General features: G+C 65.2%; 10 protein-coding genes, 1 tRNA gene and 1 pseudogene. 3 read left to right on the top strand and 9 right to left on the bottom strand.

Annotated elements, in window-relative coordinates; all coding sequences use genetic code 11:
- The first annotated feature begins 15 nt into the window (after window positions 1-15).
- The 3 genes and pseudogenes from BSF38_RS09985 to BSF38_RS32620 form a co-directional block, all read left to right on the top strand.
- Window positions 16-2841 (top strand): ATP-binding protein, encoded by a 2826-nt coding sequence (locus BSF38_RS09985; RefSeq protein WP_076345234.1) that lies wholly within the window; start codon window positions 16-18, stop codon window positions 2839-2841.
- Between the two features lie 1446 nt (window positions 2842-4287).
- A complete protein-coding gene (locus tag BSF38_RS09980) occupies window positions 4288-4533 on the top strand; it encodes a helix-turn-helix transcriptional regulator (RefSeq protein ID WP_076345232.1) in 246 nt (81 codons plus the stop codon).
- 636 nt (window positions 4534-5169) lie between these two features.
- A pseudogene (locus BSF38_RS32620) lies at window positions 5170-6285 on the top strand (tyrosine-type recombinase/integrase); the annotation flags it as partial.
- A gap of 294 nt (window positions 6286-6579) precedes the next feature.
- On the opposite strand, the gene BSF38_RS31115 reads toward BSF38_RS32620, so the two are convergent.
- The 9 genes from BSF38_RS31115 to BSF38_RS09935 form a co-directional block, all read right to left on the bottom strand.
- Window positions 6580-6674: transfer RNA gene (locus tag BSF38_RS31115), tRNA-Ser, on the bottom strand.
- A 96-nt stretch (window positions 6675-6770) separates the two neighbouring features.
- Complete coding sequence (locus tag BSF38_RS09970) at window positions 6771-8996, bottom strand: xanthine dehydrogenase family protein molybdopterin-binding subunit (RefSeq protein WP_076345228.1); 2226 nt, start codon at window positions 8994-8996, stop codon at window positions 6771-6773.
- The gene (locus BSF38_RS09965; RefSeq protein ID WP_076345226.1) at window positions 8993-9976 is read right to left on the bottom strand and encodes an FAD binding domain-containing protein; all 984 of its coding nucleotides are present in this window, start codon (window positions 9974-9976) and stop codon (window positions 8993-8995) included. The genes BSF38_RS09970 and BSF38_RS09965 overlap by 4 nt, the downstream gene beginning before the upstream one ends.
- Window positions 9973-10494, bottom strand: coding sequence for a (2Fe-2S)-binding protein (locus tag BSF38_RS09960; protein WP_076345224.1), 522 nt, complete (start codon window positions 10492-10494; stop codon window positions 9973-9975). The genes BSF38_RS09965 and BSF38_RS09960 overlap by 4 nt, the downstream gene beginning before the upstream one ends.
- A 63-nt stretch (window positions 10495-10557) precedes the next feature.
- Entirely contained in the window at window positions 10558-11307 is a 750-nt protein-coding gene (locus BSF38_RS09955) for a glucose 1-dehydrogenase (protein ID WP_076345222.1), read from the bottom strand.
- A 44-nt stretch (window positions 11308-11351) separates the two neighbouring features.
- Window positions 11352-12299, bottom strand: coding sequence for a ring-cleaving dioxygenase (locus BSF38_RS09950; RefSeq protein ID WP_076345220.1), 948 nt, complete (start codon window positions 12297-12299; stop codon window positions 11352-11354).
- Window positions 12296-12691, bottom strand: coding sequence for a cupin domain-containing protein (locus BSF38_RS09945; RefSeq protein ID WP_076345218.1), 396 nt, complete (start codon window positions 12689-12691; stop codon window positions 12296-12298). Before BSF38_RS09945 ends, BSF38_RS09950 begins: the two co-directional genes overlap by 4 nt.
- Window positions 12688-13368 carry an alpha/beta hydrolase gene (locus BSF38_RS09940; RefSeq protein WP_076345216.1) on the bottom strand — a complete coding sequence of 227 codons (681 nt, stop codon included), beginning with the start codon at window positions 13366-13368 and terminating at the stop codon, window positions 12688-12690. Before BSF38_RS09940 ends, BSF38_RS09945 begins: the two co-directional genes overlap by 4 nt.
- 55 nt (window positions 13369-13423) lie before the next feature.
- Complete coding sequence (locus BSF38_RS09935) at window positions 13424-14164, bottom strand: M17 family peptidase N-terminal domain-containing protein (RefSeq protein WP_237170823.1); 741 nt, start codon at window positions 14162-14164, stop codon at window positions 13424-13426.
- Window positions 14165-14169: the final 5 nt, after the last annotated feature.

The raw sequence follows: 14169 nt of genomic DNA, 5'->3' as shown, positions 1-14169 counted from the left end.
CAAGAGGCGACACCTGTGAAACCCTGGCGTGAGATCGCGATTCCCCATACCGACGTGCTGAAGGGGATATTCCTGCAAGCAGAGTTCGCGGCCGATATCACCGCCGTGCAATCCGGCAAGGCCGTGCATGAGTACCAGGACGCCAAGGCGTTCTTCGAGCGGACGTACATCACCGAGGGGATGCGGCTGCTCCTGACGCAGGTCGTCCAGCGGTTGAGCGGCAAGGGAGGCGAGCCGGTCATCCAGTTGCAGACGGCGTTCGGCGGCGGCAAGACGCACACGATGCTGGCCGTGTTGCACCTGGCCTCGCGAACCTGCCCGCTCTCCGATTTGCAAGGCGTTCCGACCCTCGTCGAGAAGGCCGGGCTGATGGACGTTCCCCAGGCCAAGGTCGCGGTGATCGACGGCACGGCCCATGCGCCAGGCCAGGCATGGAAGCGCGGCCGAACCACGATCAAGACCCTGTGGGGCGAGCTGGCGTGGCAACTCGGCGGCTCCGACGGCTTCGCCATGGTGAAGGAGTCCGACGCCAACGGCACCTCGCCCGGCAAGGACGTGCTCCGGCAACTCCTGGAAGCCCACGCCCCGTGCGTCGTCCTAATCGACGAACTCGCCAGATACATCGGGCAGTTCGAAGAGGGCAAGTCGTTCTCGGGAGGGACGTACGACAGCAATCTTTCGTTCGTCCAGTCTCTGACCGAAGCCGTGAAGCTCGTGCCGAGCGCGGTTCTGCTGGGAAGCCTCCCCGATTCCGCACCGCCATCAAGCGGGGATCGCGGCAAGCTGGCGATCAAGGCGCTGGAGCATCTCTTCGGTCGGGTTCAGGCACTCTGGAAGCCGGTGGCCACCGAGGAGGCCTTCGAGATCGTGCGTCGTCGGCTGTTCGAACCGATCAAGGACCTGACGGCCCGTGACGCGGTCTGCCGGGCCTTCGCTGACGCCTACGTCACAGAAGGCGCGAAGCTGCCGAGCGAGACCCAGGAGGGCCGGTACTTCGACCGTCTGACGCAAGCCTACCCAATCCACCCCGAGGTGTTCGACCGGCTTTACGAAGACTGGTCGACCATCGACGATTTCCAGCGCACCCGCGGCGTGCTCAAGCTGATGGCCAAGGTGATCGCCCGCCTGTGGAATTCGGACAACAAGGATCTCCTGATCCTGCCGGGAAGTCTGCCGTTGGCGTCTGGAGACGTGCGGAACGAGATGACCTACCTGCTCCCGCAAGGCTGGGAAGCTGTGATCGAGAAGGACATCGACGGCGACCGGGCCGAGACGACGGAACTCGAAGGCAAGGAACCCCGATTCGGGCAGGTGAACGCGGCCCGTCGAGTGGCCCGGACGCTGTTCCTCGGCACCGCCCCGTCGTGCGTTGCGACGAAGCCGGGCATTCGCGGCCTGGATCGCGGCCGGGTCTTGCTCGGCTGCCTGCAACCCGGCCAGACGACGGCAGTGTACGCCGACGCGCTCGGCCGATTGGCGGACCGCCTTCACTACCTAAACAGTTCCGGCGACAAGACCGTCGACACGACGCGGTTCTGGTTTGACACGCGGGCCAACCTGCGCCGGGAGATGGAAGACCGCAAGCGACGCTTCGATCTGAAGACGGACGTGAGGAAGAGGATCGAAGACGTGGTGAAGAAGCTGTTCGCGAGCGTGCCGCCGTTCGACGGCGTCCACGTCTTCACCCCTCACGCCGACGTGCCGGACGACAGCGCCCTACGGCTCGTCGTACTCGCGCCCGAGAATGCGTTCACGAAAGATGACCCGCGACCGGCGACCGATGCGGTTCTGGAGCACCTACGATCGCACGGCGGCCAACCCCGGCATCGAGCGAATCGGCTGATCTTCCTGGCGGCCGACAGGCAGGTATTGAGCCGGCTTCAGGACGCGACCCGGGTTGCGCTGGCCTGGGCGAGCATTGTGAAGGATGTGGCCGAGGGTGGCCTGAACATCGATCAAATTCAGCGGCGGCAAGCGGAGAAGGAGGCGGATGCGGCCAGCGCCGTGGTTCCCCGAGCGGCCCGAGAATGCTTCAAGTGGCTGCTCTGCCCGGTGCAGGACGACCCGACTGTGACGAAGCCGACAATCGAATCCTTTCCGCTGAACACGACCAGCGGCAACGCGCCGGGCGAGTTGGAGCGGGTCTGCCGCGAGAACGAGCTGGTCATCGAAACGTGGTCGCCGATCCACCTGAGGGTGAAGCTGAAAGAACTCTACTGGAAGGCCGACAAGCCCGCCGTAGGAGCGATGGCGTTCTGGGAGGACTCACTGCGGTATCTGTACCTGCCCCGTTTGAAGTCCCGCGAGGTTCTGGCTGCTGTCGTTCGAACCGGTGCTTCAAGCCGGGACTTCTTCGGCACCGCGTACGGGCAGACAGGTGGAAAGTTCGACGGCTTCCAGTTCGGCGAAGGAGCAGTATCGCTCGACGACACCCTCTTGCTCATCGAACCGGAAGCCGCCCGGCAGTACGTCGTTGGGCAGCAGAAGCTTATCGTGGAAACGCCACCCAAGACTGACGGTGACAACGGTAAGACCACGACGACGAGAGAAGAAACGGTTACGGGTGGTTCGGACAAGATTTTGAACGGAAACGCCGGAGTCTCGACCACCAAGGCGAAGTCATTTCGCGGCAGCGCCGAAGTGAGCGCCACATTGGCCAAATCGAAACTCAACACCATCGCCGACGAGGTGATCGCGTTGCTGGCTTCGGACCCGCACGCGACGATACGGATTACCCTGGAGATCGACGCCGAGTTCCCGAACGGGGCAAGCGACACCGTCAAACGCGGCGTGAGCGAGAACGCCACGAGTCTCGGGTTCAAGACGAAGGACTGGGAGTAAGCCCCCCAGGCCCGGCTCCGTCGGCTCAGCAGATCAGGGCAGTGTCGCCGGCGCGCGACTCAGCCTTGCGTGAGGACTCTCCGCTGCTGCGCGCTGCATCCCTCACTCTGGCAACGCGCCGGCGCGTACGTCGCTCATCGACTATCCACGTAGTCGGAGTGCTTGTCGAGAGTCACGCGGCCGTTCGCCCGGTCTATCAAGCTGTACTTTGTCAGGCCTTCGTCGTCACGGTTTCTTAGGGCACCGTTCGTTTGCCCGATGTTGCTGCTGGTCGTGCCGTTTCAGGCTCAGCCCGTGCTTGGCGACTGGAGCATATGGAGCCCTTGGCCTTGAACAGCCTCAAGCCTTCGCAGGAAGACGCGGCAGCGAGTGTGAATTCTGAGATGCACAATGGCAGCGGACCGCCGCACCAGTCCTTCAGCTCTCGCCTGAGAACACGCAGAGGATGATTTCTGCATAAGGAACCTGAGTGAGTGATTCAAGCATTTTCCCGTGAGTTGGATAGGTCGATCGGTCATTGCTCCTTGCCCTGCACAACTCCCGCCGCGCTGTCCTTTGGACCCGATTCCGATGGTTGAGCAGATTTGACGGCTTTCCGGATTTCGAGACTCAGCCGGCCGGTCGAATGGAATCGGATCTAGCTTGTTTTGCGATTTTACCCTGGGTCTCTCATCTCGTTCGATTGATATCTGGTGTAACGTGGCGGCAGGTGGTCGTCCTTGATCTGGGATCATGACTGGAGATGTGAGATGCCATCAAGTGAGATCGCCAGTCGGAACGACGAACGTTCCATCCTCACCGACGTGCGGGCTATAACCGGACTCCTGGACCGCTCGGAGTCATTGATCTTTCGAGAGGACGAGCGGGCCGCATCCTGAGGCCGGTGGGCAATGGGGATCGAAACAATGGCGTCGCCGCGAGATCTAGGTCAAGGTCGAATCGGGATGCCCGAACCGGACGGCTTGGGAGGCTCGCTTCCCGAGTCAAGTCGGGACCGTCGGCCCTAACGAGATGCCTCGGAAATGAGGTTCCGGGCCACTGATCCCGCTTGTTCGTCAGCCTGACGCAGGGAGGTGACGAGGCCGGGCAAGCGTTAGTGGCGTTACGCGGTCCAAAGCTCAATTTGAGCTTTGGATCTCGGCGGAGGGGCCCACGCGATCGGCTCGCCGAGCTTCGACGAAAGGCTCGCTTGAATTGCCGAGCGCTGCGGCGTTTCGCTCCTTGGTCGACCGGACTCGTTACACCGTCGAAGCTCGGCGGGGCGTGCCTGGCTCTCAACCTGGCAGACTCCGACTGACGGACCTACTTCCAAGAGAAGGCAGTAGGTTGTCCATCACGGCGAGTCTTGCCGACTTCGAGCGAATTGCCGGAGGGTCGCTGCGTGGTTGGGTATCTATAGGTTGAGGGCGCAGTCGATGCCCACCAGCGACAACTAGGAGCCGAAAGATGACCCGTATCGCCGAACAACCCAGCCCCGTCTCGTCGGGGACGCTTCTCATCGACGCCGAGGAGGTCGCCCGCCGTCTCGACGTTTCTTCGCGGACGGTCTGGCGATTGAACAGCGCGGGCAAATTGCCGAAGCCCGTCGCCGTGGGCGGGTCGAAGAAATGGCGATCCGACGAGATCCGTCGATGGGTCGAGGCCGGATGCCCGGGGCGTTCCGCGTGGGAGGCACGCAGCAAGCGGGCGTGACTTCGGGTAACGAGAGAATGTCAAGTAGACCGAAAGCAACGCGGAAGCCGTTTTGGCTTCCTGGCTGAATGAGGGTCGCCCGAGTGGCCAAAGAGCGGCTGACCCTTGCCTCGTCGATGCTGGGAGCGACGAGCGGGCGGGTCGTGAAAGTAGCCACCTAAATTCCGCGAGGTCCTCAAGCGACCGACCGGCCCGGTTCTTCGATGTGGTTCTTCCCGACACGAGGTCCTCGACCCGCACTCTCTTTGCTCCAAGCAACCGGACGCTGGGCCCGATACGCCTGGCGGTGATCTCCCCTGGGTCGGTAGCCAAACCGACCAAGACGGCCGCTTACTAGCGGCAGCGACGAACGGACAGGGTTCGCAGCCCTGGGGGACGAGACTGTACCAGCCCCACAATCAAATACCGGGTTCAGGTGTTCCCTTCCTTCCCGGTGGGTCGATGGCCGCAAGGCTGAGGAGAATGGGCTGGGCGATCTTCACCGGTGGTCGGGCAATCCTGGCCTGAGAGACCAGGAAGCCTCAAATGCCAGAGCCAGCCGGGAAGACCCTACATCGACCCGGAAAGGGCGGCGGTGTGCCTTGAATCAACGCCCGAGGCTTAAACGTGTTACTGCCGTTGTCCGGCGATAGACCAATGGTTAACTTCGACGCAGCACCAGGAGTTCAAGCTATGGCATCTCTCTTCAAGCCTACGTACTCAGCCCGCGACCCGAAGACGGGCGATCGAATCCAACGCAAGGCCAAGAAGTGGTACGGCCAGTACATCGACGGTGACGGCATCCTCCGCCGGGCCCCCCTGGCGACGGACAAGGCTGCGGCCCAAGCGTTGCTGGCCGAATTGGTCAAGCGTTCTGAGCAAAGGCGAGCCGGTCTATCCGATCCCTTCGAGGAACATCGGACGCGCCCGCTCACCGAGCACCTCAAGGACTTCGAGGCGTCTCTGCGTCACGGCGGGGCGACGGAACAGCACACCAAGCTCGTCTCTAGTCGAGTCCACAAGGTAATCCAGCAATGTGGTTTCGTGTTCATACCTGACATCTCGGCGTCCCGTGTGTCGGCTCACATCGCCGAGCTTCGTCGGGGAGGATTGTCGGCCCAGACTTGCAACTTCTACCTCCAGGCCGCCAAGCAGTTCGTCCGGTGGCTCGTCCGCGACCGTAGGACCAACGACAACCCGCTGGACCACCTGAAGGGCACTAACGTCAAGTTAGACCGCCGTCACGACCGCCGGGCACTGTCGGATGCCGAGTTCTCGGCGCTCATCAAGGCGGCTCGTAATGGTGGGACGTACAGAGGATTGAGCGGCCCGGATCGGGCCATGCTCTATCTGGTCTCGGCTGGCACGGGCTTACGGGCCTCGGAATTGGCGAGCATGACCCCCGCCAACTTCCACCTCGGCGAGGAATCTTCGTGGACCGTCGAGGCGGCCTATACGAAGAACCGGGAGACCGCCGTTCGGCCGCTCCACCCCGATCTCGTCGGCCCACTGAGAGAGTGGTTTCACGGCAAGGACTCTCGGACCCGGCTCTGGCCTGGGAAGTGGGCTGAGCATAAGCAGGCCGGTGCGATGATGAAGCGAGACTTGACGGCGGCCAGCATCACCTACAGAAACGAGAAGAAGCTCGTCGCCGATTTCCACAGCCTGCGTCACACATTCATCACGAACCTGCATCGGCTTGGGCTGTCGCCGAAAAACATCCAGTTCCTCGCCCGACACAGCACGATCACGCTGACGATGGACCGCTATACGCACGTCGATCAAAACGATGTCGCTGCGGCTCTGGCTGGCGTCTCCCTCCTCGTCCCGGGAAAGCCCGTGGTCGAGCCGTCGATTGATTTGCAGGCCGTCCTCTCGGAGAGCGGAGCGGGATCGACTTCTTGCACTGGCGCTTGCACAGAACTTGCACAAACGCCTGTCGCGACCCGTCCCGAGGCGTCGGAGATTGGCAACCCGGCTTTGAAGATCGGGGAAAAGACTCCTCGCCATAAAGCCAAAAAGGACAAGGGGTTTGACTCCCCTTGTCCCTCAGTGGCTTCAGATGTCAGCGGAGGAGGTGGGATTCGAACCCACGGTACCGCGGAGCGGTACACCGGTTTTCGAGACCGATTTCGGACCCGCGAGCGAAGAGGTCCGGCCGCTTCGTGACCGAGTTCGGATCGAATCAGCTCCCAACAGTCCTCTCGGGCCGGGGCAACGATCTTTCGCTGGCTGCGGCGAATTCACGGCGACGGGGCTCAAAGCAGCTTCTCGGGGATGATCGGGAGATCGCGGATTCGCTTCCCGGTCGCGTGATGGACGGCGTTGGCCAGCGCCGCCGCGACACCGGCGAGGGCCAGTTCGCCGACCCCCCGGGCCCCCAATGCGTTGATGTGCGGGTCGGGCTCGTCCAGGAGCGTGGCGTCGATCGCGGGGATGTCCGCATTGACAGGGATCGCGTATTCGGCCAGGTTGTCGTTCACGACGCGTCCGCACGGGTCATAGGCGGTTCGCTCCATGAATGCCATGCCGACCCCCATGACAATGCCCCCGACGAGCTGGCTGTGCGCGGACTTCGGGTTCAGCACCGCGCCAACATCGTACACGCCGACCAGCCTGGTCGCCCGCACCTGGCCGAGCGGATCGACCTTCACCTCGGCGAACAGGGCGCCGTATGATTCGAAGCTGAATTCGGACCGCTCGGCCCCCGGCCTGGACTCGCGCTCGACCTCGACCACCCGCCGCCCGGCACGCGTCATGATGTCCCCGAAGGACTCCCCTCTGGAGGGATCGATCCCGAGCGAGACACGGCCGTCGCGAGCGATGACGTCCCGGGGGGATGCGCCGTGAAGCGGCGAGTCGGGATGGGAAAGCGCCAGGCCGATCAGCGCGGCGCGGGCCTCCTCGGCCGCGGCCCGGACCGCGGACCCGACGCTGGCCGTGGTCCACGAGCCGGCAGTCGCCGGCGCTTGCGGAGAGGTCGAGTCGCCCAGGTCGACTCGCACGCGCTCAGTGGGCAAACCCAGGGCCTCGGCGGCGATCTGGGTCAGCACGGTGGCGGCACCGTTGCCCAGTTCGTGGGACGCCGTGGCGACGACGGCCGTATCGTCCGGGAGCAATGACACCTTCGCCGAGGCCGGGCGACGATTGCCCGGGTAGGCGGCGGTGGCCATCCCCCAACCGACGAGATGGTCGCCGTCGCGCATCGAACGGGGCTGGCCGGGTCGCTCCGACCAGCCGAAACGTTCGGCGCCGAGCCGGTAGCACTCCCTGAGGTGCTTGCTCGACCAGGGCCGCCCTTCGTGGAGATCGTGGTCGGCGTGGTTCCGCAGGCGAATCTCCAACGGGTCGAGGCCGATGATTTCGGCCAATTCGTCCATCGCGGACTCGAGCGCGAACAGGCCGGGCGCCTCGCCGGGGGCTCTCATCACGAGCGGCGGCGCGATGTTCACCGGCGCGACCCGGTGGGTGACCGCGAGGGACGAGCTCGCATACAGGCCCCGGGTGAGCAGGCCGCAGGGCTCGACGTAGCGGTTGACCGGCGAGGTCTCCGAAAGGGTGTCGTGCCGGATGGCGGTCAGGCGTCCCTCGCCCGTCGCGCCCAGGGCGACGCGTTGGACAGTCCTTGGCCGATGGCCGGTCGACGAGTACATGTCCGCCCGGGTCAGGACGAGTTTGACGGGTCGGGCGACGGACCGCGCGGCGACGGCCGCCAGGACGACGTGGTTCCAGAGGAAGCCCTTGGCCCCGAACGCCCCGCCGATGAACGGGCTGATGACGCGAACCGCCTCGGGGTCCAGTCCCAGGGCGTGGGCCGCGGCCCGCTGAAGGCCCTGGACCCAGCGGCAGGAGTCGTGCAGTGTGAGCTTTCCACCCTCCCACTCGGCGACCGTCGCCGAGGTCTCGATGGGGTTGTGGTGGTTGGTTGAGGTCCGATAGGTCCGCTCGACCCGATGCTCCGCCTCGTCAAACTCGCGATCCGGCTCGCCCCTGCGGACCTGCAGCTCCATGCCGGGGGTCCCGATGAACCGCTCCGGCCGCCAGCACTCCGGCCCGGGGACGGCCTCCAGGTCGAGCACCGGGGGCTCTCGATCGTAGGTGATCGTCACCAGCGAGGCCGCGTAGCGGGCTTGCTCGGCGGTCTCGGCGACGATCACGCCGAGGGGCTGGCCGGCGTAATGGATGACTTCGTCGCGGAGCGGCGGCCTGGTCTCGAAGAACTGGCCGGCGAACATCTCCAGGAGGTCATCCGGGGGGGGCTTTAATGGCGGCGCGTTCTCGTGCGTCAGGACGGCGAGGAAGCCCGGTGCTCGCTCCGCGTGGCCTGTGCCGATCCGCAGGGTTCGACCCCGGGCGATCGTGCTCCGGATCAGGCAGGAGTGCACCAGGCCAGGCGGTGCATAGTCGGCCGCAAAGGATGCTCCGCCGGTCACCTTGGCCGGGCCGTCCACGCGGTCGTGGGGGATTCCGAGGACTCGACTCATCTGGTACTCCCCTGGGTGGTCAGGGCGTGCACGACGACACGCCTCGCCAGCTCGACCTTGAAGGCGTTCTGCTCCCGTGGCCTGGCCTCGGCCACGGCGATCGAGGCGGCGGCCTCGTAGGTGCTCGCGGCGGCGGGCCGGCCCCGCGTGACCTGCTCCGCCTCGGGTATCCGCCAAGGCTTCGTACCGACGCCGCCCAGGGCGATCCGACAGTCGGCGATCACGCCGCCTTCGACCTTTAGGGCCACAGCCGCGGAGACGAGTGCGAACTCGTAACTGGCGCGGTCACGGACCTTCACGTAGCGCGAGTTGATCGCCACGTCCGAGGCGGGGACGTCTACGCCGGTGATCAACTCGCCCTGCTGCAACGCACACTCGACGTGCGGCGTATCGCCCGGGAGTCTGTGAAAGTCGCGGAGAGGAATCGAACGCTCGCCGGCCGGCCCTCGAACGCGAACGACCGCGTCCAAGGCCACCAACGCGACGGCCAAGTCCGAAGGGTGCGTCGCGAAGCAGTGATCGCTCGCGCCCAGGATGGCGTGGTTTCGATGCTCCCCTTGGGCCGCCGCGCACCCGGAGCCCGGCATTCTCTTGTTGCACGCCCAACCGTCGCCGCGGAAGTAGGGGCAGCGGGTCCGCTGCATGAGGTTGCCGCCGATCGTGGCCATGTTCCGCAATTGCGGGCTCGCGCTGGCCAGCAGAGCCTCGGCGATCACCGGGAACTCACGCGCGACGTCCGGATCGGCGGCGACGTCGCTCATCCGGGCCAGCGCCCCGATCCGCAGCCCGTCTCGACTGGCCTCGATCTTCGCGAGGGGGACGGCATTGACGTCGACGAGCCGGGACGGGGTCATGACGTGCAGCTTCATGAGGTCGACGAGGTTCGTCCCACCCGCCAGGAAGGCTGCGTGCTCGTCGCCCGCGACGGCAGCGATCGCGCCTGTCGCGTCGCTCGCCCGTTGGTACGTAAAGGGATTCAATGGACTCCCTCCGCGGCGACCTCGGCGATCGCCGCAACGATGTTGGGATAGGCGCCGCATCGGCAGAGGTTGCCGCTCATCCAGAGACGGATTTCCTCCGGAGTCGTGGCGACTCCCTCTCGAAGGAGGGCCGTCGCGGAGCAGAGTTGCCCCGGCGTGCAGTAGCCGCACTGGAACGCGTCGTGCCGGATGAAGGCCTCCTGCAAGGGGTTGAGATCATCACCGGCGGCGAGCCCCTCCACCGTCACGACCGATTTCCCATCGGCCGCGACGGCCAGCATGAGGCAGGAATTGACGCGCCGGCCATCCACGAGGACCGTGCATGCGCCGCACGCGCCGGCGTCGCATCCCATCTTCGGCCCGGTCACGCCGAGGTGCGTCCGGAGCGCATCCAGAAGGGTGACGCGGGGGTCGAGGGCCAGATCGTGCGGCTTGCCGTTCACGACGAGCCGAACGGCCACTGTGATGCTCGGCGGGAGACCGACCCCGCCGGCTGATCGTTCCGTCTCGTGATCCATGCGCTTCTTCCCCTTCGCGCGACATTTTGCCCCGGGGCTCCGCGGCGTCATTTCCGGCGCAATTCACTGGGCGCAGACGCCACCGTCGACGGGGAGCGTGTGGCCGGTCACGTATCGGGCCGCGTCGGAGAGCAGCCAGACCACGGCATCGGCAATCTCCTCGGGCTGGCCGATCCTTCCCATGGGGACGAAGGCCGAGTAGCTATTGGGGTCGCCGCCGGTCCCCTTCGCGAGTAGGGGCGTCTCAACTGGTCCGGGACCCACCGCGTTGACGCGGATGTTCCGCTTGGCGTAGTCCAAGGCGGCCGACTTCGTCATGCCGGTCACGGCGTGCTTCGAGGCCGCATAGAGCGACCAGCCGGGGTAGCCGTTGAGTCCGAAGATCGACGACGTGTTGACGATCGCCCCGCCGCCGGATCGGAGCATTTGTTCGATCTCGAACTTCATGCAGTAGAACACCCCCTTGAGGTTCACGTCGAACAGCGCGGACGCCTTGGCGATGTCCTGCTCGTGGAGCGGGACCTGCTCGCCGTCGATCCCCGCGTTGTTGAAGGCAAGATCCAGGCGTCCGAACTCCGAGACGGCGCGAGCAACCAGCGCCTTCGCGTCCTCCGGCTGGGCGACGTCGGTCTTCTGGAAGCAGGCTTTCCCCCCACGACCTCGGATGAGGTCCACTACCGCCTCGCCCTTGGAGGCGTCCCGATTGCCGATAACGACGGCTGCGCCCGCGTCGGCCATCGCGAGCGCCGTCGCCCGACCGATGCCTGAGCCTCCCCCCGTGATCAGCCCGACTTTTCCGACGAGATCCGCCATGTGATTCCCCTTCTCATGAGTGAATGAAACCGAGGTCTGCTCTGTCAGTTGGAATTGGGAACTCGGAGCGTGGGAAGGATTTGCTCCAGCTCCGGCCGACGCGGTTCGAGTTCAGCCGGGAGCATGAGCCGCGTCCCCAATCGGTCCGCGGCTTCATCGACGGCGAAGCCCGGCGGGTCCGTCGCGATCTCGAACAGCACTCCTCCGGGCTCCCGGAAGTAGATCGAGTGGAAGTAATTCCGGTCCATCACCGGCGAGACGTTGTATCCGAGCCGCGCGATCTTGGAACGCCACTCCTTCTGCTGCTCGTCCCCGGGCGTGCGGAACGCGACGTGGTGGACGATCCCCGCGCCGAGGCCTCCGTGACGGGCGTCCGGCATGCAAGTCAGGTCCACGATCGAGGCGAATCCTCCGGACTCCGACCGATACCGGAAGCGATTCCCTTCGTGGCCGTCGGCCCGAAATCCCATCACCTCGGTCAGCAGCTTGGCCGTCGCTTCGTAGCCCTCCTCGCTGATGGTCACGCCGTGGAATCCCCGGAGCACGGATTCCGCCTGAATGGCTCCCGTCGCCGGAGCCTGATCGCCTGGGGCCGAAGTGGCCACGATTTCCAAGGCCATGCCGTCCGGGTCGTCGAAGCCCAGGACGTCTTCGCCGAAGCGGGAGACGATCGGCCTCGTCGCGACCCCGCGCCGGGCGAGTCGCTCGGCCCAGAACGGCAGGGCCGCCGAGAGGACGGCGAAGCTCGTGGCCGTGACCTGCGGAGTGCCGACCCGTCCCCGTTGCGCGCCGTGCCAGGCGAAGAAGGTCATGATCGTGCCCGGAGTGCCGAGCTGGTCGCCATAGTAGAGGTGGTAGCTCGTCGGGTCGTCGAAGTTGACCGTGAGCTTGACGAGCCGCAGCCCGAGCACTCCGCAGTAGAAGTCGACGTTCTTCTGGGCGTCCGCCGTGATCGCGGTTACGTGGTGGAGTCCCGGCAATGTCGAACTCATGACTTCTCCGATCGATTGTCAAGCCATGGCATCAATTGGTTTTCATCGATCACGACGAAGGCCGACCGTCGCTCTCGTACTTCGAGGTTCCTGGTGCGATGGCCTCGCCCTGAGGTGTCTTCGAGGAGGAGGATCTCGCCGCTCTTTAGCCTCCGCGTCTCTCCATCGGACGTCTCGACCTCGATGCCGCCGTCGATCAGCAGCACGAACTGGCGGTGCGGAGCGACGTGCCAGTCGTAGTCGTAGCCCGAATCGTTCAATCGGAAGCGGATCGATCGGACGGGTAGCTCGTCGGACAGCCGCCCAATGGCGCCCCGGTCGTGCAGCGGGACCTCGAACTCGTCGAAATGGCTCTCTCCCTCCAGGTCCGAGAAAACGCGTGTGATCTTCATCGCCCACCTTCTTCGGGATGCGTCATCATGCCCCTCAGGAGACGGCGGCAGGCCTCCAACTCGTCCGCGTTGACCGCATGCGGCATCCCCGGATATCGCCGGAGCTCGACGGCCGAGCCCATGCGGGAGAGGACCGATTCCGTCTCCCGGACGCGTTCGAATGGTACGTGCGGGTCCGGGTCGTTCGCGCCCAGGAAGACCGGCGTCCCGCCGAGCGTGCCGGCATAGGCCCGAGGCGTGCCGGGAGGGCCGATCAGGCCGCCCGTCAATCCCATGACGGCCCCATAACGGCGAGGGTGTCTGGCGATGAATTCAAGCGTCAGGCACGCCCCCTGGGAAAACCCGAGCAAGGCGATCCGCTCGGGTGGGAGGCCGCCCGCGATCAGGGACGCAACGAGCGCTTCGATCAACGCCAGGGCCGAATCGAGATGCGGCTGGTTCTCTGGGATCGGCGCGAGGAACGAAAAGGGATACCACGAGCCTCCGTTCGCCTGCGGGGCGATCAGCCCGAGCCCATCGATCCGAAGTTCGCGCCCGAGCGAAAGGATGTCCTCGGCGGACGCCCCACGCCCGTGGAGGAGCACAACCGCGGATGTATCCGTGCGGCCGGATGTCAGGATCGTGCCGCCGCCGTGAGGATCGCCGGCTGCGCCGGGTAAATCTTGCTCGACGATCATATGGCGACTCCTGTCGTCCGATGTTTTTCGCCGAGGCGAGCGATGACGTCGACGCTCATCGGCTCTTGTTCGAGTACGGCGTCGAGTCCCGCTTGGAGGCCGCGACTCTCGCCTCGCCGACGGCCTTCCTCACGCCCGCGACCGTCTCGTCATAATACTTGGGACCGGCCTCGACGACCCACTCCTCCAAGGTATAGGGCCTGGCGAACCCTTGCTTCTGGAGCCGCTTCTCGGTGTCGTAGGCCAGCAGAACGCCGCGGGTCACGGCATTCTCCACGTCCCCGGTAGGGATCTGCGTATTCCCCTGGTCGCGGATCAGGGGCGCGAAAGCCACCTTCGTCGCGCCGACCTTGACGGCCTCGCGGAGTGCGACCCGGCCGACCCGCTCCATCCTCTCAAGCGACAGAGACGACTCGTCGCCCAGCCCGATGAGCAGGAGCCGCTTGGGCTTGATCGCCCCTTCGGGAACGTCGAACAGGATGGTCTCCAGCTCTTCGCCGTCGAATTCCCCGCGAGAGCGGAGCGAGGCGATGAGGCCGCCGAGATGCCTGTCGAGCTCGACCGGAGCGCCGGCCATCCGCGAGTCGGAGCTTGGCGTCCTCTTGAAATAGCTGACCACCTGGAGAGGGACTTCTGCATCGTAGGGACCCTGCATCCGTACGATTTCGGTCGACCCCTCCAGCCCGTCGATCCGCGTCTCGGCCGGGGGATTCGGCGCGTCCTGGGCCCCGGAACGATTGACCGACGACGTCAGGAAGACGAGTGCGATTGCTGCCATGGCGAGGTGTTTGTTCATGGACT

This window comes from Paludisphaera borealis (assembly GCF_001956985.1).
GTDB classification, from domain to species: domain Bacteria; phylum Planctomycetota; class Planctomycetia; order Isosphaerales; family Isosphaeraceae; genus Paludisphaera; species Paludisphaera borealis.
This window is presented reverse-complemented; position numbering and strand designations above follow the sequence as displayed.

Excerpts from the sequence above, each read along its gene's own strand:
- BSF38_RS09980 (WP_076345232.1), top strand. The coding sequence starts at position 4,288 with ATGACCCGTATCGCCGAACAACCCAGCCCCGTCTCGTCGGGGACGCTT.
- BSF38_RS09970 (WP_076345228.1), bottom strand. The coding sequence starts at position 8,996 with ATGAGTCGAGTCCTCGGAATCCCCCACGACCGCGTGGACGGCCCGGCC.
- BSF38_RS09960 (WP_076345224.1), bottom strand. The coding sequence starts at position 10,494 with ATGGATCACGAGACGGAACGATCAGCCGGCGGGGTCGGTCTCCCGCCG.
- BSF38_RS09955 (WP_076345222.1), bottom strand. The coding sequence starts at position 11,307 with ATGGCGGATCTCGTCGGAAAAGTCGGGCTGATCACGGGGGGAGGCTCA.
- BSF38_RS09950 (WP_076345220.1), bottom strand. The coding sequence starts at position 12,299 with ATGAGTTCGACATTGCCGGGACTCCACCACGTAACCGCGATCACGGCG.
- BSF38_RS09945 (WP_076345218.1), bottom strand. The coding sequence starts at position 12,691 with ATGAAGATCACACGCGTTTTCTCGGACCTGGAGGGAGAGAGCCATTTC.
- BSF38_RS09940 (WP_076345216.1), bottom strand. The coding sequence starts at position 13,368 with ATGATCGTCGAGCAAGATTTACCCGGCGCAGCCGGCGATCCTCACGGC.
- BSF38_RS09935 (WP_237170823.1), bottom strand. The coding sequence starts at position 14,164 with ATGAACAAACACCTCGCCATGGCAGCAATCGCACTCGTCTTCCTGACG.